General features: G+C 70.4%; 18 protein-coding genes, 3 tRNA genes and 1 pseudogene. 5 read left to right on the plus strand and 17 right to left on the minus strand.

What is annotated here, in order from left to right:
* Positions 1 to 764, minus strand: a pseudogene (locus tag ACFQRD_RS05690) (SDR family oxidoreductase).
* A 162-nt stretch (positions 765 to 926) separates the two neighbouring features.
* On the opposite strand from ACFQRD_RS05690, the gene ACFQRD_RS05695 reads away from it, so the two are divergent.
* Complete coding sequence (locus tag ACFQRD_RS05695; RefSeq protein ID WP_377803571.1) at positions 927 to 1,811, plus strand: helix-turn-helix transcriptional regulator; 885 nt, start codon at positions 927 to 929, stop codon at positions 1,809 to 1,811.
* On the opposite strand, the gene rsmD is transcribed toward ACFQRD_RS05695, so the two are convergent.
* Positions 1,751 to 2,332, minus strand: coding sequence for a 16S rRNA (guanine(966)-N(2))-methyltransferase RsmD (gene rsmD / locus ACFQRD_RS05700; protein ID WP_377803566.1), 582 nt, complete (start codon positions 2,330 to 2,332; stop codon positions 1,751 to 1,753). The two genes, ACFQRD_RS05695 and rsmD, sit on opposite strands and share 61 nt — an antisense overlap.
* 1 nt (position 2,333) lies before the next feature.
* Entirely contained in the window at positions 2,334 to 4,541 is a 2,208-nt protein-coding gene (locus ACFQRD_RS05705) for an ATP-dependent DNA helicase RecG (RefSeq protein WP_377803567.1), read from the minus strand.
* Positions 4,542 to 4,893: 352 nt separating this feature from the next.
* Between ACFQRD_RS05705 and rpmB the strand changes: the two genes are divergently transcribed.
* The gene (gene rpmB, locus ACFQRD_RS05710) at positions 4,894 to 5,088 is read left to right on the plus strand and encodes a 50S ribosomal protein L28 (protein WP_377016456.1); all 195 of its coding nucleotides are present in this window, start codon (positions 4,894 to 4,896) and stop codon (positions 5,086 to 5,088) included.
* Positions 5,089 to 5,601: 513 nt separating this feature from the next.
* Positions 5,602 to 7,383 carry a DUF222 domain-containing protein gene (locus ACFQRD_RS05715; RefSeq protein WP_377794109.1) on the plus strand — a complete coding sequence of 594 codons (1,782 nt, stop codon included), beginning with the start codon at positions 5,602 to 5,604 and terminating at the stop codon, positions 7,381 to 7,383.
* Between the two features lie 181 nt (positions 7,384 to 7,564).
* Here the strand turns inward: ACFQRD_RS05715 and ACFQRD_RS05720 are convergent, their stop codons facing one another.
* Both ACFQRD_RS05720 and ACFQRD_RS05725 read right to left on the minus strand, forming a co-directional pair.
* Positions 7,565 to 8,647 (minus strand): NAD(P)-dependent alcohol dehydrogenase, encoded by a 1,083-nt coding sequence (locus ACFQRD_RS05720; RefSeq protein ID WP_377016452.1) that lies wholly within the window; start codon positions 8,645 to 8,647, stop codon positions 7,565 to 7,567.
* A gap of 101 nt (positions 8,648 to 8,748) precedes the next feature.
* Positions 8,749 to 9,915, minus strand: coding sequence for a thiamine-monophosphate kinase (locus tag ACFQRD_RS05725; RefSeq protein WP_377016450.1), 1,167 nt, complete (start codon positions 9,913 to 9,915; stop codon positions 8,749 to 8,751).
* 89 nt (positions 9,916 to 10,004) lie between these two features.
* Here ACFQRD_RS05725 and ACFQRD_RS05730 point away from each other — a divergent pair, with 89 nt between their 5' ends.
* Positions 10,005 to 10,496, plus strand: a complete 492-nt coding sequence (locus ACFQRD_RS05730; protein WP_377016448.1) for a DUF3515 family protein — start codon at positions 10,005 to 10,007, stop codon at positions 10,494 to 10,496.
* Between the two features lie 84 nt (positions 10,497 to 10,580).
* Here the strand turns inward: ACFQRD_RS05730 and ACFQRD_RS05735 are convergent, their stop codons facing one another.
* The 7 genes from ACFQRD_RS05735 to leuC form a co-directional block, all read right to left on the minus strand.
* On the minus strand, positions 10,581 to 11,696 hold the full coding sequence (locus ACFQRD_RS05735) for a D-alanine--D-alanine ligase family protein (RefSeq protein WP_377016446.1): 1,116 nt from the start codon (positions 11,694 to 11,696) through the stop codon (positions 10,581 to 10,583).
* Positions 11,697 to 11,709: 13 nt separating this feature from the next.
* Positions 11,710 to 12,720: an NAD(P)H-dependent glycerol-3-phosphate dehydrogenase gene (locus tag ACFQRD_RS05740; RefSeq protein ID WP_377016444.1), complete on the minus strand. Its 1,011-nt coding sequence runs from the start codon at positions 12,718 to 12,720 to the stop codon at positions 11,710 to 11,712.
* A 58-nt stretch (positions 12,721 to 12,778) separates the two neighbouring features.
* A complete protein-coding gene (locus ACFQRD_RS05745) occupies positions 12,779 to 13,630 on the minus strand; it encodes a lysophospholipid acyltransferase family protein (RefSeq protein WP_377016442.1) in 852 nt (283 codons plus the stop codon).
* Positions 13,630 to 14,352: a hypothetical protein gene (locus ACFQRD_RS05750; RefSeq protein WP_377016440.1), complete on the minus strand. Its 723-nt coding sequence runs from the start codon at positions 14,350 to 14,352 to the stop codon at positions 13,630 to 13,632. The genes ACFQRD_RS05745 and ACFQRD_RS05750 overlap by 1 nt, the downstream gene beginning before the upstream one ends.
* A gap of 79 nt (positions 14,353 to 14,431) precedes the next feature.
* Positions 14,432 to 15,793, minus strand: coding sequence for a UDP-N-acetylglucosamine 1-carboxyvinyltransferase (murA, locus tag ACFQRD_RS05755; protein ID WP_377803568.1), 1,362 nt, complete (start codon positions 15,791 to 15,793; stop codon positions 14,432 to 14,434).
* A gap of 238 nt (positions 15,794 to 16,031) precedes the next feature.
* Positions 16,032 to 16,646 (minus strand): 3-isopropylmalate dehydratase small subunit, encoded by a 615-nt coding sequence (gene leuD / locus ACFQRD_RS05760; RefSeq protein WP_377016436.1) that lies wholly within the window; start codon positions 16,644 to 16,646, stop codon positions 16,032 to 16,034.
* 11 nt (positions 16,647 to 16,657) lie between these two features.
* On the minus strand, positions 16,658 to 18,097 hold the full coding sequence (gene leuC / locus ACFQRD_RS05765; RefSeq protein WP_377016434.1) for a 3-isopropylmalate dehydratase large subunit: 1,440 nt from the start codon (positions 18,095 to 18,097) through the stop codon (positions 16,658 to 16,660).
* A gap of 144 nt (positions 18,098 to 18,241) precedes the next feature.
* Here leuC and ACFQRD_RS05770 point away from each other — a divergent pair, with 144 nt between their 5' ends.
* Complete coding sequence (locus tag ACFQRD_RS05770; RefSeq protein WP_377016432.1) at positions 18,242 to 18,976, plus strand: IclR family transcriptional regulator; 735 nt, start codon at positions 18,242 to 18,244, stop codon at positions 18,974 to 18,976.
* A gap of 97 nt (positions 18,977 to 19,073) precedes the next feature.
* Here ACFQRD_RS05770 and ACFQRD_RS05775 read toward each other — a convergent pair whose 3' ends face one another.
* From ACFQRD_RS05775 to gltX, 5 genes are all read right to left on the minus strand, one after another.
* The gene (locus ACFQRD_RS05775) at positions 19,074 to 19,892 is read right to left on the minus strand and encodes a universal stress protein (RefSeq protein WP_377016429.1); all 819 of its coding nucleotides are present in this window, start codon (positions 19,890 to 19,892) and stop codon (positions 19,074 to 19,076) included.
* Positions 19,893 to 20,008: 116 nt separating this feature from the next.
* A tRNA-Glu gene (locus ACFQRD_RS05780) sits at positions 20,009 to 20,081 on the minus strand.
* 52 nt (positions 20,082 to 20,133) lie between these two features.
* Positions 20,134 to 20,206 (minus strand) — tRNA-Glu (locus ACFQRD_RS05785).
* 33 nt (positions 20,207 to 20,239) lie between these two features.
* Positions 20,240 to 20,311, minus strand: a tRNA-Gln gene (locus tag ACFQRD_RS05790).
* A 199-nt stretch (positions 20,312 to 20,510) separates the two neighbouring features.
* Positions 20,511 to 22,034, minus strand: coding sequence for a glutamate--tRNA ligase (gene gltX, locus ACFQRD_RS05795; RefSeq protein WP_377016427.1), 1,524 nt, complete (start codon positions 22,032 to 22,034; stop codon positions 20,511 to 20,513).
* Positions 22,035 to 22,043 lie beyond the last annotated feature (9 nt).

The raw sequence follows: 22,043 nt of genomic DNA on the forward strand, positions 1-22,043 counted from the left end.
TCAGTGGTTGTGCGGGTCGGTGGCGTTCACGGCCGCGACCACCTGGGGATAGTCACCGCGCGCCTCGCCATAGCGCAGGAACTTCACCGTCTCGACCTGGATCTCCGTCGCCTCCGGCTGGGTCTCGAGGATCTCCATGACCTCGTCGGCGAACTCGTCCAGTCCCATCGCGGCCTCGTTGTCCTCGTGGCCGGGCATCAGGGCGGTGCGCACGGCCGGCGGCTGCAGCTCGAGCACGTCGATGCCGGTGCCGGCGAGCTGGAGCCGCAGCGACTCCGAGAGCATGTGGATCGCGGCCTTGCTGGCGTTGTACGTGGGGGTGGCACGCAGGGGCACGAAGGCCAGACCGGAGGAGACGGTCATGATCGTCGCCGATTCCTGGGCTCGCAGATGCTCCATGAACGCGGCGATCAGCCGGATGGGGCCGAGAATGTTCGTGGTGACCGTCGCTTCCGCCGTAGGGAGGACGTCCGACGGGTCCTGCCAGTCCTCCACCCGCATGATCCCGGCCATCGCCACCAGCATGTCGAGGTCCGGATGCGTGGCGAGGACCTGTGCGCCGCAGCGCTGATGCTGGCTGAATCGGACGTGTCGATCTCGACCGTGTCGATCCCGGGATGCTCGGCGGCGATCGACTCGAGCAGCTCGGTGCGCCGCCCGCCGACGATGACGCGGTTGCCCTTCGCGTGCAGTCGCACGGCGAGGGCGAGGCCGATGCCGCTGGTCGCGCCGGGGATGAAGATGGTGTGTCCGGTGATGTTCATGGTCTCGAGTCTGTGCGGTCGTGCCGGCCCGCACCAGGCCGCGCTCATCGGGGGATCAGCGATCCCTGGTTGCGGCGGGCTCGAGGGGGCGATACTGCGGAGACAGGCAGGACGCCGACGGAAGAGGCTGCGATGGAGGAAACTGCGATGGACAGGGCTGGTGTGGACCGAGCCGCCCTCGCCGAGTTCCTCTCGCGCCGACGCGCCTCCCTGCTCCCCGCAGATGTCGGGCTCGGCCCGGGCGCGCGGCGTCGGATCCCCGGTCTGCGCCGCGAGGAGGTCGCGCAGCTGGCGATGATGTCCACCGACTACTACACGCGCCTCGAGCAGCGTCGCGGTCCGCAGCCGAGCACTCAGATGCTCTCCTCCCTCGCCCGGGCGCTGCGGCTCAGCGCCGATGAGCGGGACTATCTCTACCGGGTGGCCGGGCACCCCGCCCCGGAGCGGATGCCGCAGGAGGACTACGTCGCCCCGCAGCTGATGCGGGTTCTGGACCGCCTGCAGGACACGCCGGCGCTGATCCTGTCCGCACTCGAGGAGGCACTGGTCCAGAACGGCCCGGCCACCGCCCTGTTCGGCAGCACCGGTCACCTCACGGGCTGGGAGCGCAGCGCGATCTACCGGTGGTTCGCCGACCCCTCGCACGGACGGGCGATGTACCCGGCGTCCGATCACGAGCGTCAGAGCCGGGCGCAGGTCGCCTCGCTCCGTGCCGCCTACGGGGCATGGGGTCCACGGTCCCGGGCCGCCGAGCTGGCCGCGCTGCTGCGCGAGCGCAGCGATGAGTTCGCCCGGTTGTGGGAGGAACAGATCGTGGCGCAGCGTTTCGCGGACCACAAGGTGCTGCTGCACCCGCAGCTCGGCGAGATCGAGGTGGACTGCCAGGCCCTGTTCACGGAGGACCGGTCACAGGTGCTGCTGGTGCTGACCGCTCCCCCGCACAGCGAGGCCGCCGGCAAGCTCGACCTGCTCGCCGTGCTCGGCACTCAGGAGGTCTCGCCCGGCTCCGACGACGGCCCGCCGAACTGGAGCACGGTCTCGCCGTAGGCCTTGGTGCCGTCGTCCGCCCAGCCGTCCGGCCAGGCCAGCTCTCGTGAGCGGCGGGAGCGTTCGACGACCACGAGCGCGTCGTCGCTGAGCGCGGGACGCAGCGTGACCAGCAGCGCCTCGAGGGTCTCGGTGGTGACTGCGTAGGGCGGGTCGAGGAAGATCAGCGAGTACCCGGCACCGGACGGTTCCAGGTAGGCGGCGATGCTCTCCGCCTTCCCGGGTCGCACCTCGCAACGGCCCTCGAGGCCCAGCTCGGCGGCGGTGCGGCGCAGCTGCCGGGCGGTCGGGGCGTGGGATTCGACCAGCAGGGCGGCCCGGGCGCCGCGGGAGAGGGCCTCGAACGCCAGAGCACCGGTGCCGGCGTACAGATCCAGTACGCGGGCTCCCTCGATCGCGTCCCACCCGTCCAGACGCGAGAACAGCGCCTCGCGCACGCGGTCGGACGTCGGCCGGGTGCCCTTCCCGGGCGGCCCGGGGATCGTGCGGCCTCCGAGACTGCCGGCGATGATCCGCGGCACGTCAGCTCCTCTCCACGTCGGGGTCGGCGTCGCGCAGGCGGTCCTCGATCGACCCGGCGAGGTCAGGATGCGAGCTCAGGGCCGGGTCGGCCTCGACGACGGCGAAGGCGTCCTCGCGTGCCTGTTCGATGACCTCGGCATCACGGATGACGTCGAGATGCTTCAGGGTGCGCTGCAGGCCTGACTGCTCCTCCCCCACCAGATCTCCAGCGCCGCGTCGCCGCAGGTCGAGCTCGGCCAGCGCGAATCCGTCGGCCGCGGAAGCGACCCGCTGCAGATGCTGGGAGGTCTCGGAGCCCTCGACGGCCCGGGTGTCGAGGAAGGCGATGCCGGCGTGCCGGCCACGGCCCACCCGGCCTCGCAGCTGGTGCAGCTGGGAGACGCCGAAACGCTCCGCATCCAGCACGATCATCACCGAGGCGTTGGGAACGTCGACGCCGACCTCGATGACCGTGGTCGCGACCAGCACGTCGATCTCGCCGTCCACGACGCGGTCCATGACCTGCTGCTTCTCCTCGGTGCTCAGCCGCCCGTGCAGTATCCCGATGCGAGCCCCGGCCAGTTCGGGACGACTCGCGAGGAGTTCGGCGGTCTCGGTGACGCCGCGGGCGACGGGCAGGGGCGTGGCACCGCTCTCGGGGTCCATCGGGGGCGGCGCCGGAGCGTCGTCGCCCGCCTCGTCGATCCGCGCGCAGACGACGAAGACCTGGCGTCCGGCGGCGATCTCCTCACCGGCGCGCTGCCACATCCGCTGTTCCCACTTCGGGTTGGACTCGTGGACCACGAACGCCTCGACGCCCGCGCGCATCCCCGGGCTCTCGTGCAGGGTGAGCACGTCGAGGTCGCCCACGGTGGCGAGGGCCGCGGTGCGCGGGATCGGGGTCGCGGTCATCACCACCACGTGGGGACTCGTCCCCGCCGGGCCCTTGGTGCGCAGCCGGCGCCGGTGGTCCACGCCGAAGCGGTGCTGCTCGTCGATGACCACGAGCGCGAGCGAAGCGAACTCGACGCTCTCGGTGAGCAGGGCGTGGGTTCCGACCACGATCCCGGCCTGCCCGGACGTGACATCCAGCAGCGTCTCGCGGCGGGCCGCGGTCCGCTGCGACCCGGTCAGCAGCCGCACCCGGGTGGCGTCGGGGTGGCCGTCCAGCTGCCCGGCCCGCGCCAGATCGCCGAGCAGGGCAGTCAGCGTCCGGTAGTGCTGCTCGGCCAGCACCTCGGTGGGGGCCAGCAGCGCCGCCTGGTGGCCCGAGTCGACGGCCCGGAGCATGGCGCGCAGTGCGATGACGGTCTTGCCGGAGCCGACGTCGCCCTGCAGCAGCACACTGGTGGGATGGTCCTGGCGGATGCGGTCGATGATCTGCCCGCCGACCTCCCGCTGCCCGGCTGTCAGCTCGAAGGGGAGGCGCTCGTCGAAGGCCGGCTGGAGCGGCCCATCGGCCCGCAGCGCCGGGGCTGGGGTCCGCGCATCCTGGGCGCGGCGCTGGGCGAAGATCGCCTGCAGCACGAACGCCTCTTCGAACACCAGGTGGGCGAGGCCCGCGCGGGTCTCCGCCAGGGTCCACGGGACATGCACCTTGCGGACCGCCTCGGCCAGCGGCAGCAGTCCGCGCCGGGCGACCACCTCCGCCGGGACCGGCCGACTGAGCCGGTCCCCGAATTCGACGCCCTTCTCCGTGGCCGAGCGCATGGTGCGCTGGGCGATGGTCTTCTTCAGCGGATAGACCGGAAGGGGCCGCTGCGCCCGCATGCGCCCCTCCGGCGTGTCCTCGTAGTCCTCGTACAGCGGATGGGTGATCTGGGGTTCGTGCGTCTGTTTGTGGAGGCCGACGGTCCCCCGCACCACGATGTGCTTGCCGACCGGCAGCTGATTGCGGTGCCACTGGACGAGGTGCTGCTTGGCGAGGAAGAACGTGAGGGTGAGACTCTCGATGCCGTCGGAGACGACCACCTCGAGAATCGAACCCTGCCGGCTGCGCATGCGCCGCTCCTTGACGTCGACGACCGAGACGATCGCGCTGACCTCCTCCCCCTCCTGGACCTCGTGGAGGGAGCGCAGCGGGGCCGGGGTCGTGTAGCGGCGGGGAGCGAACCGCATCATCGTGTCGAGGTCTCTGACACCGAAGGAGGCCATGGCGCGGGACTCCTTGCTCTCGAGCAGCTCGGACAGCGGCATGGACCCGCGAGCGGACTCCCGTCTCCTCGCCATGCGGTGCCTCCTCGTGATGGTCCTCGTGCGCGCTCGCCGGTACGGGTCAGCGTCCCGTGGGCGCAGTAGTCCGGCTCTGCGACGTGCGACGATGATCGTGCGCACGCGGGGACCATCGTGCCACTGCGGTACGACGCTGTGTCGGAATCCACAGCGGGTCGACTCGCCCGCACCCTTCTGGAGAAGGCGCCGCCTGGGGTATGCTTCCGTGGTTGCCCTGACCTCCGGGGGCCAGCGCCCCTGCGCGATCCCTGGTCACCAACTCCTGAGAAGGTTCCCGCCCTCGTGGCCGGTGAGCAGTCGCAGGGATGGGCGGGCACCCGATCAGAATTCGACTTTTCAGGAGACGACAGTGGCTTCCACGTGTGACATCTGCGCCAAGGGCCCGAGCTTCGGCAAGAACGTGTCTCACTCGCATCGCCGCACCTCGCGTCGCTGGAACCCGAACATCCAGTCCGTGCGCACTGTGATCAACGGCACCAGCAAGCGCGTGAACGTGTGCACCTCCTGCCTCAAGGCAGGCAAGGTCAGCACGCTCGGCGCCTGAGCGAGACCGACTCGGACTCACCCGTGAGCCCCTCCCCGATTCGGGGAGGGGCTCACGTGCGTCTGGGGGCGGCGCTCCTGTGGGGCAGCGCCCACCTGCGGCGGTGCCGGCCCCGGCCCTTGTGACGCCAGCACACTTTCTCACGACCTCCGACCGCAGCAGGAGTGCCCACTGGCTGGCGCCTTCGCGACGAGCTCTATTCCTCCACAACGGCCGCTCGTCCACAATTTCGCACCGCACGTGAAATGCCCCCCAATCCATGAGACGCACCTCAGCGGCCGGGCAACCTAGCGGATTATTGCGCTTCTCGCCAGTACTGCACACATTTCCAGATGCCGCCGTTCACATCCCACCCGAACCTCTGCTCCAACACTGCCTGACCAGCACGAGTAGTCGAGCAGTGAGATATCGACCGTTCCTCCACAGGGGCCATTCGTCCACATTGCCTCGCTACCTTGCGGTAATTTTGGAAATGACCTGTCTTTTATCGCACAAGCCTGCGATACTTGGACCATGACAGATGAGCGAGATGGCGTGGCCGCAGATCCTGGAGGTGCAGGTCCTGGAGGTCCGGACGACTGCTCCAGTGCGCCCAGTGCCGACTCGCCGGCGCAGCCCGCTCCGGACGCACGCAGCTCTCTTCCCCTCACGGCCGGCGAGGAGCAGCTCCAGATCGGTGACATCGACCTGCTCTCCGTGAACCGCGCGCTCACCGAGATCGGTACCCACGGTTCAGTCGCTCTCGATGCTCTGTCCGCTCCGGACACGATCAGCCTGCTGCTCGGAATCCAGAACCTCTCGAGTGCACTGGCCGCAGTCCAGGCCCGCACCGTGGTGCACCTGGAATCAGCCATCAAGGACGACTGCACAGCTCGCGAGGAATCACCGGCGAAGGCGGCACGCATCGCTCGCAGCGAGGCATCCCGCGCCCTGAGGAGAGCGCCCTCGACGGCAGGCCAGACGATGGCGACATGCCGCCGGCTGGTCAGATCCATGCCGGGCATCCTCACGTCGCTCTCACAGGGCAGGGTCAATGCGGAGGTCGCACACCGGGTCAGCAAGGCCACCGCCACGGCGGAACCGGAGCTGCGCACCCAGGTGGACGCCGTCCTGACCGAGCACGTGGGCAACCTCGAGGATTGTGGGCAGCGGGAATGGGCCGAGGAGACCCAGCGCGTGATGCATACGCTCGACCCGGACGGCGCCGAGAAGCGCCACATCCGCGCATCGAAGAATCGCAGCCTCACCGTGCGCAATGACGATGACGGGATGTGCCGCCTGAGCGCCAAGCTGCCCGCGCTCGAGGGCGCCCGCATACGCAAGGGCCTCTCCCTCGCCGCGGAGAAGGCCCGGGCCGAGGGTGACCGGCGCGGACACCAGCAGATCATGGCCGATCTGATGGCCGATACGCTCCTGGGGCGGGGCGACGGCGTCGATCCCACCACGCTCGATATCGGCGTCATCATCACCGACCGCTCGCTCTTCGCACCCGGACACGCCGATGCCGCCACCATCGAGGGCTATGGGCCCGTGCCGTTCGAGCACATCCGGGACGAGATGCGAAATGCCATGACCGGCGAGGACGACGCCGAGCTTGCACTGACGCTGCGCCGGCTCTATACCGATCCCGACTCCGGTGAGCTCGTCGCCGTCGAGTCCCGGTCCCGGGCCTTCCCACCGGCGCTCTCGCGCTTCATCAGGTGGAGCCACCAGACGTGCCGTGCTCCGCACTGCAATGCCGATATCCGTCAGAACGACCACATCATTCCGCACGCGGAGGGTGGGCCGACGTCACTGGCGAACGCCAACGGGCTCTGCGCCGGGGACAACCAGAAGGAGAAGGCCGGGGAGACCGTCCGCGTGATCACCGACTCCGACGGCAGCCGGAGAACGGTCGAATGGACGACTCGCTACGGCCAGAAGGCGCGTCGCGGTGCGACGAATCTCGACCCGGTGGGCACCGCTGCTCACCGACGGCGACGGTCTCCCCCGCCGGCCGACCAGACCGGCGAGGACGAGGAGCCGGAACTGCACGGGATCTTCCACCGCAGCCTCGACCGTGCCGCGAGACACGCTCTGTCGACCAGGAACCCCCGCTCGCAACTCTTCACGCAGCCGCACTGCCGACACTGGCATTTCCGAGCCCACACGAACTACATTCTCGACCCCGCGGCCACCGTGAGCTCGGAAGCACTTGCCGGTCTCTTGGAGTCTCGAGGCGCACCCGGTCCGGCCGACACGGCGCAATCGGCCGACGTGCGGAAACCGGGCGATGAGCCTGAAGCGGTCGACTAGCGGAAACCGGTCAGCGAGGGGCCAACTCGAGCAGGTCCCGGTGCCAGCGAGAGGCGGCGCAGCCAGAGCCAGCGAGAGCAGCAGCCAGCGAGAGCAACTGCCAGCGCCAGCGAGAGCCTGCTCGTGTCACCGCCGACAGCGCGGGGCCCGGGCTCCGGGCCCCGCGCGACTCAGACAGTGCTCAGACCGCGGCGGGCTCGACGTCCGCGAAGGTCGCGGTATCGATGACCGCCCGGAAGTACACCTCACCGGCGACGACGCGCTCGTAGGTCGCATCGACCTCCTCGACGCCGACGGTCTCGATCTGCGCGGCAATGCCGTGCTCGGCGCAGAAGTCGAGCATCTCCTGGGTCTCGGCGATGCCACCGATATTGGAACCGGCCAGGGTCTTCCGGCCACCGATCACCGAGCCGAAGCTCAGCGACTGGCGATTCGGGGGAAGTCCGACCACAGCCATCACACCGCGCGGCTTCAGCAGGCCGAGGTACGCATCGACCGGAATGTCCGCACTGATCGTATTCAGGATGAGGTCGAACTCGCCGCGGTGATCCTCGAAGAAGCCGTCCTCGGAGGTGGCCAGCATCTGGCTCGCCCCGAGATCGATCGCCAGCTGCTCCTTCTTGCGCGAACGCGACAGCACGGTGACGTCGGCGCCCATGGCCGCAGCAATCTGGACGCCCATGTGCCCCAGTCCACCGAGACCCAGCACGGCGACCTTCTTGGCAGCTCCGTCCTTCGTCTCGGCCGCGCCCCAGCGGGCCAGCGGCGAGTACGAGGTGATGCCGGCGCACAGCAGCGGCGCCGCGACGTCGAACTCGAGTCCGTCGGGGATGCGGCATACGAATCGCTGGTCGACCACGACCTTCTCCGAGTAGCCGCCCTGGGTGACGGTCCCGTCGACGTCGGTCGCGTTGTAGGTGCCGACCGCGCCCTGCAGGCAGTTCTGCTCCTCGCCGGCCCGGCACTCCTCGCACTGGCCACAGGAATCGACCATGCATCCCACGCCCACGCGGTCGCCGACCGTCCAGTCCGTCACGTTCTCGCCGACCGATTCGACGACGCCTGCGATCTCGTGGCCGACGGTGAGCGGGAAGTGTGCCTCGCCCCACTCGTTGCGGATCGTGTGGATGTCGGAGTGGCAGATCCCGGCGGACTTGATGTCGATGACCACGTCGTCCGGTCGCGGGTTGCGACGTTCGATGGTGGCGACGCGGAACGGCTGGTCGGGGCCGGTCTTCTGCAGAGCCTTGACCGTGATCGACATGGGGTCTCCTTCGATGCTGGGGGTCGCCCGTTGGTAAGGGCGCCCTCCAGCCTATGCCGAATCGAAGGACCGACCGAACCGCTGCTTATGGCGAGTCTCCCTCAGGTGTGACCGTCGAAGTGGTCGAAGCCGGTCCCGGTGATCGCGGCCCCGGCCAGCAGCACACGATCCGCGCCGCCGGCGCCCGCGCCGCCGCCGGCACTGCCCGCCTGCGCGGACACATCGCCCTCCGCGGCGCGGACCGTCCCGATGGGACGGAAGCCGTCCGGGACCGATCCGGCCGGGAAGGTCGCGAGCATGGCATGCTCCTCTCCCCCGTGCAGCACCCACTGCCAGGGATCGGTGTCCAGATCGCGCGCCAGGTCCTCGAGCAGGGCCACATCGGGGGCGAGGGCCTCGGGGTCCAGGTCGAGCACCACGCCCGAGGCGAGCGCGATCCGGGTACCGTCCTGGACCAGTCCGTCGGAGAGGTCCATCATCGCGCTCGCCCTGCGCCCGACGGTCCACCCCAGGGACAGATCGGGGTCAGGTGCGTCGTGCCACCTGACCAGGTCACGGGAGGCATCGTCGAGGCGCCACCCGGCCGTCGGCCGGTCGGTGGCAGAACCTCCGGGCGTCTCCCCCGCGTCCTCGCCGCCGCCGTGGATCGTCGCCTTCGCCCTCCCGTCTCCCTCCTCGCCCTCGTCCTCGTCCTCGTCCTCGACCCGGATGCGTCCGGAGAGAACCAGGGCCAGACCGGCAGCGGAGCGTCCCAGGCGCGGGGAGCCCACGGCGATCTCGTCGCCGGGTCGCGCGCCGGAGCGCAGCACCGGAGGCTCGTTCTCCTCGAGCGCGCCGAGGGCGGTCACGGTCACGGTCAACCGGTCCGCGCGCCCGAGGTCTCCGCCGACGACGGAGACGCCATCTGCCTCGGCCCGCTGGGCGAGACCCATGGTGATCTGCTCGAAGACGCGGGCGGGCGTATCACCGGGAGCGGAGATCGCGACCACGACCGAGACGGGCTGGGCGCCCATGGCGGCGATGTCGGCGAGGTTCTGGACAGCGGCCTTGTGGCCGATCCAGCGCGGCGTGGTCGTCCTCGAGAGGAAGTCATGACCCTCCACCAGGGTGTCGGTGGTCACGACCAGGCGTGGCGATGGCAGGCGCACCACGGCGGCATCGTCGCCCGGGCCCACCTCGGCGCGGGGGTCGGCGGAGAGATGCGGAAGCATCCGCGCCAGCAGCCCGGCCTCGCCCAGGGTGGTGTCATCGCCGTTGTCGCCGCTCATGTGCCCAGTCTGCCCGAGAACCGGGAGTGACCCTGCTGCCGACGGGCCCCGCACGACTCGTCCGCAGACGACGAAGGTACCCTCGTGGGGTGCTTCGAACCCGACTGCCCGCCCTTGCCGCTGCGGGTCTGCTGACGCTGGGCGCCGCGTCCTGCGGCACCGTGCAGGTACCCCCGGGGCCTGCCGCCACGGACCCGGTCTGCGCAGACATCATCGTCGGCGCACCCCCGCAGGTTCTGGGCATGGACCGCACCGAGACCTCGAGTCAGGGCACCGCGGCCTGGGGCAGCGGCGAGGACACCGTGGTGATGCGCTGCGGCGTCACCCCGCCCGGCCCCACCACCGATATCTGCACCACCCTCGAGGACGGATCCGGCGTGCAGATCGACTGGATCGTCCGCGAACTCGAGGGCGACATGTTCCTGTACACGACCTACGGGCGCGAACCCGCGATCGACATCTCGGTGCCGCGCTCGGCGGCCGGGGACCAGCCCTCTGCCGCGGCGCTTGACCTGGCACAGGTCATCAGCCGCAACATCGAAGCCACCGACTACTGCGTCGGCCCCGGCGAGGAGGCGTGAGCGAGCAGCGCTGACCGGGTCGCGTCAGCGCAGTCCCGGTCGCGTCAGCGCAGTCCGGGTCGCGTCAGCGCAGTCCCGGTCGCGTCAGCGCGGTCCCAGCCGCCGGGTGCGCGCCTGCTCGATGAGGTCCGCGATCAGATCCGTGTAGCTGAGCCCCATGTTCTCCCACAGCACAGGGAACATCGAGTACGGCGTGAAGCCGGGCATCGTGTTGACCTCATTGACGATCACGCCACCCTCCTCGGTGACGAACACGTCGACCCGGGCGAGACCCTCCAGCCCCAGCACGGTGAATGCCCGTGCCGCGACGTCGCGGACCTCCTCGAGCGTCCTCTCCGGCAGCGCGGCGGGCACATCGATGTCCACCGTGCCCTTGCCGAAGTACTTCGACTCGTAGTCGTAGAACTCCAGATCCTCGCCGATCCGCACCTCGCCGGGCACGGTGGTGCGCGGCCGGCGACCGTCGGCCGCCTGCAGCACGCCGCACTCGACCTCCCGGCCGACGAGGGTCTCCTCGATGAGCACCTTGGGGTCCTCGGCGAACGCCGTCTTCAGCGCCACCTCCAGTTCGGCGACCTCTCCGACGCGCGTCACCCCGAGGCTGGAGCCGGCGCGGGAGGGCTTCACGAACCACGGCAGCGGGTGCTCGCGCTGCAGCTGGGCGAGCACGCCGTCCGGGTCCGCCGCCCAGCGGTCCTCGTGGAGGACGAGCCCCGGGGCGCAGGCGATGCCCGCCGAACGCAGCACGGTCTTGGTGGCGGCCTTGTCCATGCACGTGGCCGAGGCGAGCACGCCGCTTCCCACGTAGGGGATGTCCAGCAGCTCGAGCATGCCCTGGACCGTCCCGTCCTCCCCGTACAGCCCGTGCAGCAGCGGCAGGACCACGTCGATCTCCGCCAGCGGCGTCACCACGTCGCCGTCGACCTGCCGCAGCAGGCTGCGCTCGCCCGGGCGGTGCCGTGCGGCGGGAAGCAGTACCTGCGGCCCGTCGGGGTCGACCTCGGGCGCACGCCCGTCGACCATGGTCCAGTGGGCAGGGTCGTCGGAGGCGCGCACCCAGTGACCCTCACGGGTGATGCCGACGGCCACCACGTCGTAGCGATCGCGATCGATCGCGGACATGATGCCGCCCGCGGTGACGCACGAGATGCCGTGCTCGCCGCTGCGGCCGCCGAACAGGAGGGCGACGGTGGTTCTCATATGCGCAGGGTAGTCATTCCGGCCGGACGGATCGCGACAGCAGGGCCGTGGTGACCTGGTCTATCCGGGCTCCGTGATCGACGACATCCACGACCGCCGCAGCGATCGGCATATCCACGTCCAGGCGCGTCGCGAGGTCCGCCACAGCGCGGGCGGTGGCGACGCCCTCGGCGGTCTGACCCACCTCGGCGACGGCCGCGTGCACGTCGAGTCCGCGACCGAGAGCCAGTCCGAGGCGATGATTGCGGCTGAGCGGCGAGGAGCAGGTGGCCACGAGGTCTCCCATCCCGGCCAGTCCCGCGAAGGTCTCCCGGCGCCCGCCGAGCGCCACGCCGAGGCGGGTGATCTCCGCGAGCCCGCGGGTGATCAGGCTCGCGGTCGTGTTGTGCCCGTGCCCCAGTCCCGCCGCGGCCCCGACCGCGATCGCCACCACGTTCTTGACGGCGCCCGCGATCTCCACCCCGGTCACGTCGGTCGAGGTATAGGCGCGCAGGTAGGGCGCCTCGCACCAGCCCGCCAGAACCCCCGCGAGCTCCTCGGACGGGGCGGCCACGACGCTCGCGCAGGGACGGCGCTCGGCGATCTCCCCCGACAGGTTCGGGCCCGACAGCACGCCGACCCGCTCCGGGTCGACACCTCCGGCGCCGACGAGGATCTCGCTGATGCGGGCGTCGGTCCCGCGCTCGATGCCCTTGGTCAGGGACAGAACCGGCACGGGAGGCAGGCCGGCGGACAGCCCGGCCTCCTCGCGCCACCCCGCGAGCGTCGCCCGCATCGACTGTGCGGGCACAGCCACCACGATCCCGTCGGCGCCCTCGAGCGCGGCGGTGACGGATGAGGTGGCGGAGAGGGCCTGCGGGAGCTCCCGGTCACCGAGGTAGGTGCTGTTGCGGTGCTCCTCGCGGATCTCGCGGGCGACTTCCTCGCGGCGCGCCCAGAGCGTCACCTCGGCGCCGCCGTCGGCGAGGACCTGCGCGAATGTGGTGCCCCAGCTCCCGGCACCGAGGACTGCCAGACGGGTCACGGCTGCCTCACCGCCTCCACGGTGACCTGGCCGCCGGCGCGGACGGCCTCGATCGCCCTCATGACTGCCTCACGGCCCGGTAGCCGCGCTGGGGCCTGCCCGCTTCGGGACGATGGGCGTCCAGACGCCCATCGTGCACGACGGGCGGCGGGTCCTCGTCCCGGATCTCGGCGAGCAGTGCGGTGATCCTGGCCATGAGGTCCTCGGTGATCCGTACCGCGGCCGCGTGGGTGGTCTCCCCCTCGGCCCGGGAGACCGTGTACGGCTCGCCGACGCGCATGACGACCCGGCGGCCCGGGCCCGGATGCGGGATCGGGGAGCCGACGGGCCACAGGGCACGAGCTCCCCAGCTCGCGATCGGCAGCAACGGTGCCCCGGTCTCCAGGGCGAGCCGGGCCGGTCCGAGGCGGGCTCGCATCGGCCACAGCTGCGGATCTCGGGTGTAGGTGCCCTCGGGGAAGACCATCAGCAGCTCCCCGCGCCCCAGCGCCTCACGGGCGGCCGAGAGCGCATCGCTGCTGCGGGAGGTGCCGCGGCTGACGGGGATCTGCCGCGCCCCTCGCAGCAGCGCGCCGAGCACAGGGACTCGGAACATCGCGTCCTTGGCCATGAACCGTGGAGCGATCCCGTTCGCCTGCAGCAGGTGGCCGTAGCCGAACGGGTCGAAGGGGCTGAGATGGTTCCCGCACGCGATCACGGCGCCGTCGGCCGGGAGGTTCTCCACTCCGATCCAGACCGGCCTGGACAGCAGCGTCGCCAGGGGACGCACCGCGATCTGGGCGATGCCGATCACGATGCCGGCCCGCCGCGACGGAGCCCGAGCGGACCCGACGTCCCAGCTGCGCGACCAGGCGACGCGGCGCCGCGAGGCCGGAGCCGGGGTGCGGGCCGGAGCCGGGGCCGGAGCCATCAGCGCGGCGAGGACGTCGAGGGCGGGGTGCGGCCCGACGAGGATGCGCGGCCCGAGGACGAGGTACGGCCCGCGGACGAGGTACGGCCCGAGGACGAGGTACGGCCCGAGGAAGGCGCGCGGCCCAGCGCCTTGCGCGTGGCCTGCCCGGTGATGCTGCGCATCCGTGAGCCGCCGGACAGGCTGCGGCGGCGCAGGGTGGTCGGTGCCCGGCGAGCGAGCGTGTTGACCGCGGCGGCGTGCATCAGCCGGCGCGGGGCGAAGGCGAGCCGGCCGCGCACGGAGCGGTACTTCACGGCCGTGGTGACCTGCAGCAGCTCGCCGCCCGGCAGCAGAGCCACGCCGATGCGCACCCGCAGCTTCTCGTCGTCGTCCTTGATCAGGGCTTCCGAGCCCACGACCTCGTCGGCCACGAACTCCTTCTCCGGTGGCGGGACCATGTCCAGCAACCGGATCGCCTCGTCCCGCAGCGCCCGCATCCCGCGTGAGGACAGCGGGGTGTTCTCGTGCGAGAAGATCGCCTCGGCCCACACCCTCGGATCGGGCTCGTCGATCCCGCCGGTGGGAACGATGACCACATCGCAGTAGTCCGGGATCGGGATGTCGCGCAGCGCCAGCGAGCTGCCCGCCGTCATGGCGTGTCCGCTCCGGGGATCGCTGCCGCTGCGGGGGTCACCGCCCTCGCCGGGATCGGCGTGGGCACGGACGTCATCACTCGTCATCAGCTGTGCTCCCTCGGATCGTGGTCGGTGGTGTGCGCGGAGCCGGGACGGCGCGGGATGCAGAGGCGAGCGGGCGGGGTCAGCGCGCCGCGGCCCCCTGGGCGGCGAGATCGTGCTCCTGGCGCCCGTTCTCCCAGAAGTCGGCACCCAGCGCGGTGAGCTTCTCCCGGAAGGACTCGTAGCCACGGTCGATGAGGTCGATCCCGCGGATGGTGGAGACTCCCTCGGCCCCGAGAGCGGCGATCAGGTAGGAGAAGCCGCCGCGCAGGTCGGGGACGGTGATGTCACTGCCCTGCAGCGTCTTGGGCCCGGAGATCACCGCGGAGTGGTTGTAGTTGCTGCGGCCGAAGCGGCAGCTGGAGCCGCCCAGGCATTCGCGGTAGACCTGGATGTGGGCGCCCATGTCGTTCAGGGCGCACGTGAATCCGAGCCGGTTCTCGTACACCGTCTCGTGGACGATGGAGATCCCGTCGGCCTGGGTCAGCGCCACGACCAGAGGCTGCTGCCAGTCGGTCATCAGGCCGGGGTGGACGTCGGTCTCGACCGCGATGGCCCGCAGCGGGGTGCCGGGGTGGTAGAAGCGGATGCCGGCCTCGGTGATGTCCATGCCGCCGCCGACCTTGCGGAACGTGTTCAGGAAGGTGGCCATGGGCTTCTGCTGGGCCCCGCGCACGAACACGGACCCCTTAGTGACCAGAGCGGCGCAGGCCCACGAGGCGGCCTCGATGCGGTCCGGCAGGGCGACGTGCTCGTACCCGCCCAGCTCGTCGACGCCCTCGATGGTGATGGTGCGGTCGGTCTGCAGGGAGATGATCGCGCCCATCTTCTGCAGCACCGAGATCAGGTCCTCGATCTCGGGTTCGACAGCGGCGTTGGTCAGCTCGGTGACGCCCTTGGCGCGCACGGCGGTCAGCAGCACCTGTTCGGTGGTTCCCACGCTGGGGTACTCCAGGTGGATCTTGGTCCCCTGCAGCCCGTTCGGCGCCGTGATGTAGATGCCGAACTCGCGCTTGTCCACGACGGCGCCGAACTGGCGCAGCACGTCGAGGTGGTAGTTGATGGGGCGGTCCCCGACGCGGCAGCCGCCGAGGTCGGGGATGATCGCCTCGCCCAGGCGGTGCAGCAGCGGGCCGCAGAACAGGATCGGGATGCGCGAGCTGCCGGCGTGGGCGTCGATGTCGGCCACGTGCGCCTTCTCGACGTTCGACGGGTCCAGGTGGATGGTTCCCGAGTCGATGTCGCGCTCGATCTTGACGCCGTGGATCGACAGCAGTCGCGAGACGATCTGGACATCCCGGATGTCCGGGACCGAGCGCAGAATGCTCGGTCCGTTGCCCAGCAGAGCGGCCACCATCGCCTTGGAGACCAGGTTCTTCGCTCCGCGGACGGTGATCTCACCATCGAGGGGGCGTCCTCCACGTACGTGGAATGTCGAGCTCATAGCGTCCTAGCTGTTCGGGACAGGCGTCGGGGACGCCCGGTGTCTGACCGGCACACCATACCGGAGCACACTGCGCCGACGCCGCGACGCTCGTCTCACCCCGGAAGCCGCTCACGAGTCCTTATCATCGCGCGAGACCACCATCGTGCGCGGTGGCTCCCCGTGGATGGCGCCCGTGGAACCTCCTGGTCAGGCGATCCGGGTGCGCTCCGGGGCGGGGACGGACCACCCGGTCCGCTCAGGCGCTCTCGGCGGTGCGCGCGGGCAGCGTCTTGGGCAGCCAGGCGGGGCGCTTCGCCTCGAAGGCCGTGATCTCGGCCTCGTGACGCAGCGTCAGGCCCACGTCGTCCAGCCCCTCCATCAGGCGCCAGCGGGTGTAGTCGTCGACGTCGAACCGGAAGGTGGCGTCGGCCGCATGGACCTGGCGGGCTTCGAGGTCGATGGTGACCTCGGTGCCGGGGGTCTCCTCGAGAAGCTTCCACAGCTGCTCGATGTCGTCCTGGGCGAGGGTGCCGGCGACCAGCCCCTGCTTGCCGGCGTTGCCGCGGAAGATGTCCGCGAACCGGTTCGAGAGCACGGCCTTGAAGCCGTAGTCGCGCAGCGCCCACACGGCGTGCTCGCGGGAGGAGCCGGTGCCGAAGTCGGGTCCGGCGACGAGGACGGAGCCGTGCTGATACGCGGGCCGGTTCAGCACGAAATCGGGGTCGTTCGTGCGCCAGGCGTGGAACAGCCCGTCGTCGAAGCCCGTCTTGGTGACGCGCTTGAGGTAGACGGCGGGGATGATCTGGTCGGTGTCGACGTTGCTGCGGCGCAGCGGCACGCCGATGCCGGTGTGGGTGGTGAAGGCTTCCATGTCAGTGCTCCTCAGGCGACGGGCTGGAGATCGGAGGGCGCCACCGGCGCGCCGAGGTCCGACGGGGAGGACAGGGTTCCGCGCACGGCCGTGGCGGCGGCCACGACCGGCGAGACCAGGTGGGTGCGGCCGCCCTTGCCCTGGCGGCCCTCGAAGTTGCGGTTCGAGGTGGAGGCGGCGCGCTCCCCGGGCTGCAGCTGGTCGGGGTTCATGCCCAGGCACATGGAGCAGCCGGCCTGACGCCACTCGGCGCCGAAGTCGAGCACGACCTGATCCAGGCCCTCCTGCTCCGCCTGCAGCCGGACCCGCGCCGAGCCGGGAACCACCAGGACGCGCACGTCGGGATGCTTGGTGCGGCCCCGCAGCACCTCGGCGAAGGCGCGCAGGTCCTCGATGCGACCGTTGGTGCACGAGCCCATGAAGACGGTGTCGACCGGGATCTCCTTCAGCGGGGTGCCGGGGACGAGGTCCATGTACTCCAGCGCCCGTTCGGCAGCGACCTTGGCGGTGTCGTCGGTGAAATCATCCGGAGCAGGCACGGACGCCGACAGCGGCAGGCCCTGACCGGGGTTGGTTCCCCAGGTGACGAAGGGCTCGAGCTCATCGGCCTCGATGACCACCTCGGCGTCGAAGCTGGCGTCGTCGTGGCTGCGCAGCGTCTTCCAGTACTCGACGGCCTCGTCCCAGTCCGCTCCGGTGGGTGCGTGGGGGCGGCCCTTGACGTACTCGAAGGTGGTCTCGTCCGGCGCGATCATGCCGGCCCGGGCACCGGCCTCGATGGACATGTTGCAGATCGTCATCCGGCCCTCCATGGAGAGCTGGCGGATGGCCTCACCGCGGTACTCGAGCACATAGCCGGCACCGCCGCCGGTCCCGATCTTCGCGATCACCGCGAGGATGATGTCCTTCGCGGTGACGCCGGGCTTCAGATCGCCGTTGATCGTGATCGCCATGGTCTTGAAGGGATTCAGCGGCAGGGTCTGGGTGGCGAGGACGTGCTCCACCTCGCTGGTGCCGATGCCGAAGGCGAGGGCGCCGAAGGCCCCGTGGGTGGAGGTGTGGGAGTCACCGCAGACGACCGTGATGCCCGGCATCGTCAGGCCCAGCTGGGGGCCGACGACGTGGACGATCCCCTGGTCCGCGTCCCCGAGGGAGTGGATGCGGATCCCGAACTCCTCGGCGTTGCGGCGCAGCGTGTCGATCTGCGTGCGCGAGGTGATGTCCGCGATCGGCTTGTCGATGTCGATCGTCGGGGTGTTGTGGTCCTCGGTAGCCAGGGTCTGGTCGATCCGGCGCGGGGTCCGGCCCTCCTGGCGCAGGCCGTCGAATGCCTGTGGGCTGGTCACCTCGTGCAGAAGCTGGAGGTCGATGTAGAGCAGGTCCGGTTCGCCGTTCTCTCCGAGCCGGACCACGTGATCCGACCAGACCTTCTCCGCGAGGGTCCCCGCCATGTCGATCCTTCCCTGCGTCCGGGATGCGGGCGCGTGTTCTTCCATGCCGATGCGCGCTCAGGGGTGTTGAGCACTGCTCCATCGTCGGCCGGTCCATCATCCGACGCACTTGCGTCTCACAAATTAAGACGGCAGTATCGGAGCATGGACAAGATCTCGGAGGAGAACGGCAGCGGCGTCGGCGTGCTCGACAAGGCGGCCATCGTGCTGGGTGCGCTCGAGGCGGGCCCGGCCACCCTGGCTCAGCTCGTCCAGTCCACCGGACTGGCACGGCCCACGGCCCACCGCCTGGCAGTGGCGCTCGAGTATCACCATCTGGTCACGCGCGACATGCAGGGCCGGTTCATCCTGGGCCCGCGCCTGGGCGAGCTGGCCGCCGCCGCGGGCGAGGACCGGCTGCTGGCGGCGGCCGGCCCGGTGCTGGCCGCCCTGCGCGACCACACCAGCGAGTCCGCTCAGCTCTACCGCCGCCAGGGCGACCATCGCATCTGCGTCGCCGCTGCCGAGCGTCCCATCGGGCTGCGCGACTCCGTCCCGCTGGGCTCGGCGCTGACGATGAAGGCGGGCTCCGCCGCCCAGATCCTCCTGGCCTGGGAGGAGCCCGACCGGCTCCACCGCGGCCTGCTCGGTGCGCGCTTCACCGCCACCCAGCTCTCCGCCGTGCGTCGTCGCGGCTGGGCGCAGTCCATCGGGGAACGCGAACCGGGCGTGGGCTCGGTCTCCGCGCCGGTCCGCGGCCCGAACGGTCGCGTGGTCGCGGCGCTGAGCATCTCCGGACCGATCGAGCGGATCACCCGCCAGCCGGGACGGCTGCACGCCGCCTCGGTGATGAGCTCGGCGAACCACCTCACCGAACTGCTGCGTCGCGCGGGCGCCTGAGCGTCGCGCGGGCGCCTGAGCACGGTCGGTCCGCTCGGGCACCCGGGCGGAGTCGCGCCGGTCCGGACTCCGAGCGTCCGGCGCCCACCGGGCGGGCTCACTCTCGTTCGATCCACACCGGGGTGTTGGCGAAGCGCAGCACGGTGACCAGCTGACGGGGTGCGGAGACGGGTTTGTCCGGCCCCTTGGCCCGCTCCCCCGCGACCACGATCATGCTCGCGCCCTCGCTGGCGTGGACCAGCTCCTTGGCGCTGTCCGAGGCGGCGATGCTCACGTCGCGCACGAAGACGTGAGGATGGGAGATGGCGATGCGCTCGCTGGTGCGTGCCAGGATCTCCTGCGCCTGCTCGGGACTGGTCTCGGCGCGCACGATGAGGTGGATGTCCCGCCCATAGGCCATCGCCAGATCAGCGGCGCGGATGAGAGCCTCGCTCGCGCTGTCGTGATGGACCAGCCCGATCGGCCCGTCGCTGTCGATCTGGCCCCGCACGACCACCACGGGGCAGTGCGACCGAGCGGCCAGAGCCAGGCTCTTCGATCCCACGATCAGCGTCAGCACGCGCCCCATGCCCCGGCCGCCGACGACGATGAGATCGGACTCGCCGCTCGCCTCGACCAGGACCGGCACGGCGCTGCCGTCCACGATCTCGGAGGTGATCGGAAGGTCGGGGTGCCCTTCGCGGGCGACGGCCACGGCGTCCTTGAGCAGGCTGTGGGCCGCATTGCGGATTCCGGACCCGGTCATGCCCGGGATCGGATCGGTGTTGACGTCCAGCTCGGTCCACACGAACGCGTGCAGCAGGTGGAGCGTGCCGCCGACATGGTCGGCGTGCCGCGCGGCCCAGCGAACGGCACGATCGGATTCGTCGGCGTCGTAGACCCCGACCGTGATACGTGGCTTCGTGGCGTGCTTCATGTCACAACGATACTCGCTGCGAGGGCCGAAGCCCAGAGCGGGCGTGCCGGGCCCGAGGCAGGGCCGGCCCGCGAACGACGAAGGAGCCGATGCCTGCTGGCATCGACTCCTGTCCGTACCCCGTACCGGATTTGAACCGGTGTTACCGCCGTGAGAGGGCGACGTCCTAGGCCGCTAGACGAACGGGGCCTGCCCGGGATCCGAGGAACCCGGAACCGCGTGATCCGTGGATCTCGCGTCGTACCCCGTACCGGATTTGAACCGGTGTTACCGCCGTGAGAGGGCGACGTCCTAGGCCGCTAGACGAACGGGGCGCGGACTGCACGACTTCATGAAGCCGTGTAGCGCTGGGGTACCAGGACTCGAACCTAGAACGACGGTACCAGAAACCGCTGTGTTGCCAATTACACCATACCCCATGGTGAGAACACGTTTTTGCGCTCTTCCCGGCGAAGATCCCCGGTGGATTCCGAGGGCTTTCCGGGCCGAGCCGCCGTGGCGTGCCGGAGTAAAACTCTAGCGGGTCGGCGCGGACAAGACAAAGCCAGAAGGCCTCTTCAGGCTGTGAGGCTGAGCACCCGCTCCCCGGCGCGCGTTCTCAGGCGCGGCCGTGCGCCCTCATTGGCCCTCGGCGAGCCGATCGCGCAGCGCCCGCAGACGGACCAGGGTCGAGGGCTTGCCGAGCAGCTCCATCGACTCGAACAGCGGCGGCGAGATGCGGCGGCCGGAGAGGGCGCTGCGCAGGGGTCCGAACGCCAGTCGCGGCTTGATGCCCATCTCCTCGACGATGGCCTCGCGCAGGGCTGCCTCCAGCAGCGCGGCGGTGAAGGAGTCCCCGGGCACCGCCTCCACCTCGGTGATGGCCCGCTCGAGCACGCCGACGGGATCCTCGCCCAGCTTCTTCAGCGCGTCGTCCTCGATCACGAGGTCCTCGTCGGCCACGAACAGGAAGCGCAGCAGGTCGGGGGCCTCGGTGAGCAGGTTCATACGGGTCTGGACCAGCGGCGTTGCCGCGACCAGCAGGGCGCGCTGCTCGGCCGTGATGATCTCCCCCAGCACGCCGGCGGCCTGGAGGTAGGGGATCATCCGCTCGGTCAGCTCCGCCTCGGGCAGCAGGCGGATGTGGTCGGCGTTGATGGCGGTGGCCTTCTTGAGGTCCACGCGCGCGGGATTGGGATTGACGTTCTCAACCGTGAAGCGCTCGATGAGCTGCTCGCGGCCGAAGATGTCCTCGTCGGCGCTGTAGCCCCATCCGAGCAGGGCGAGGTAGTTGACCATGCCCTCGGGCAGGAAGCCCTGGTCGCGGTAGAGGAACAGGTTCGACTGCGGGTCACGCTTGGAGAGCTTCTTGTTCCCCTCCCCCATCACGTAGGGCAGGTGGCCGAACTCGGGCACACGCTCGGCGACGCCGATGTCCACCAGTGCGCGGTACAGCGCGATCTGGCGAGGCGTCGAGGAGAGGATGTCCTCCCCGCGCAGCACGTGGGTGATGCGCATCAGCGCGTCGTCGATCGGGTTGACCAGCGTGTACAGCGGCTTGCCGTTGGCGCGGACCACGACGAAGTCCGGCGTGGAGCCGGCCTTGAAGGTGATCTCTCCGCGGACCAGGTCGGTGAAGGACAGGTCCTCCTCGGGCATGCGCAGGCGCCAGGTGGGCTCGCGACCCTCGGCGCGGTAGGCCGCCTTCTGCTCCTCGGTGAGGTCGCGGTCGTACCCGTCGTAGCCCAGCTGCGGATCCCGGCCGGCGGCGCGGTGGCGCTCGACGATCTCCTCGGCGGTCGAGTAGGCCTCGTAGATGTGCCCGGCGTCCTTGAGCCTGGCGATCACGTCCTGGTAGATCTCACCGCGCTCGGACTGGCGGTAGGGGCCGTGTGGCCCGCCCACCTCGACGCCCTCGTCCCAGTCGATCCCCAGCCAGCGCATCGCCTCCAGCAGCTGCTGGTAGGACTCCTCGCTGTCACGGGCGGCGTCGGTGTCCTCGATCCGGAAGATGAGCTTGCCGCCGTGATGACGGGCGTGGGCCCAGTTGAACAACGCGGTGCGCACCAGTCCCACATGCGGCGTACCGGTCGGGCTGGGACAGAAGCGCACCCTGACCTCGTCGGTGGTCGAGGCGGGGGTCTGGTCCGGGGACGTGGTCACGCGAGATGC

The sequence above is a fragment of the Brachybacterium sp. GCM10030268 genome (genome assembly GCF_042666305.1).
In the GTDB taxonomy this organism is placed as follows: Bacteria; Actinomycetota; Actinomycetes; order Actinomycetales; family Dermabacteraceae; genus Brachybacterium.